Origin of the sequence: Clostridium sp. AM25-23AC, assembly GCF_003435125.1 — a bacterium.
Classification (GTDB): Bacteria; Bacillota; Clostridia; order Lachnospirales; family Lachnospiraceae; genus Pilosibacter; species Pilosibacter fragilis.
In genome coordinates, this window is sequence record NZ_QWGI01000075.1 from 1 (window position 1) to 1,606 (window position 1,606).

A 1,606-nucleotide genomic window follows, 5' to 3' on the forward strand; every position below is an offset into this window, starting at 1 on the left:
CCGTTCCCGCGGCGGAGATACTACTGGTTAAGCTAGAAAGAGCGCAGGGTGGATGCCTTGGCACTAAGAGCCGATGAAAGACGTGATAAGCTGCGAAAAGCTTCGGGGAGGAGCAAATATCCTTTGATCCGGAGATCTCTGAATGGGGAAACCTACTTGAGTGCACCTCAAGTGACGTATGGTGAATACATAGCCATACGCCGGGAACCCGGTGAACTGAAACATCTAAGTAGCCGGAGGAAGAGAAAGAAACATCGATTCCGAAAGTAGCGGCGAGCGAAATTGGAAGAGCCCAAACCGGAATGCGTGCATTCCGGGGTTATGGACCACGATATGTGACCCGTATGGTAATGGAACTGTCTGGGAAGTCAGACCAGAGAGGGTGAAAGTCCCGTACATGAAACCAGAAGGGAGCTAGTGGGATCCAGAGTACTGCGAGACACGTGGAACCTTGCAGGAAGTCGGGGGGACCACCCCCCAAGGCTAAATACTCCTTAGTGACCGATAGCGCATAGTACTGTGAAGGAAAGGTGAAAAGGACCCCGGGAGGGGAGTGAAAGAGAACCTGAAACCCTGTGTTTACAAGCTGTGGAAGCACGTTAAGGTGCGACCGCGTACTTTTTGTAGAACGGTCCGGCGAGTTGCGGATGCTGGCAAGGTTAAGCACTAAAGGTGCGGAGCCGAAGCGAGAGCAAGTCTGAATAGGGCGTCAAGTCAGCATGTGCAGACCCGAAACCGGGTGATCTATCCATGTCCAGGTTGAAGCGAAAGTAAAATTTCGTGGAGGACCGAACGCACATCCGTTGAAAAGGGTGGCGATGAGGTGTGGATAGGGGAGAAATTCCAATCGAACCCGGAGATAGCTGGTTCTCCTCGAAATAGCTTTAGGGCTAGCCTCGTATTAGTCTGGTGGAGGTAGAGCACTGAATTTCCTAGGGGGCGTCAAAGCCTACCGAAGAATATCAAACTCCGAATGCCATACAGATGATGTACGGGAGTCAGACGGCACGAGATAAGTTGGGTCGTCAAAAGGGAAAGAGCCCAGACCTGCAGCTAAGGTCCCAAAGTGTGTGTTAAGTGGAAAAGGATGTGGGATTTCAAAGACAACTAGGATGTTGGCTCAGAAGCAGCCACACATTCAAAGAGTGCGTAATAGCTCACTAGTCGAGAGGTCCTGCGCCGAAAATGTCCGGGGCTGAAACACAACACCGAAGCTCAGGAATGTATTTATACATTGGTAGAGGAGCATTCTTAAAGGGGCGAAGCAGTACCGATAAGGAGCTGTGGACTTTTAAGAAGAGAGAATGCCGGAATGAGTAGCGAGATGGAGGTGGGAATCCTCCAGGCCGAATATCTAAGGTTTCCAGGGTAAAGCTGATCTGCCCTGGGTAAGTCGGGGCCTAAGGCAAGGCTGAGAAGCGTAGCTGATGGACAACAGGTTTAGATTCCTGTACCACATGGTATCAGAACTGTGGGGACGCAGAGGGATAAGATGACCGGGGAACAGAACCCCGGGCAAGCGTAGGAGGTGTCAGGCAGGCAAATCCGCCTGATAAGCCAAAGACGTGACGCGGACCGAACTCAAGTAGGGAAGCATCCGATTCCA

The 1,606-nt window shown here is 51.6% G+C and carries 1 rRNA gene (cut by a window edge); it reads left to right on the forward strand.

The window, feature by feature from the left end:
* The first annotated feature begins 25 nt into the window (after nucleotides 1-25).
* Nucleotides 26-1,606: ribosomal RNA gene (locus DW677_RS18585) — 23S ribosomal RNA — on the forward strand (it continues 1,420 nt past the right edge of the window).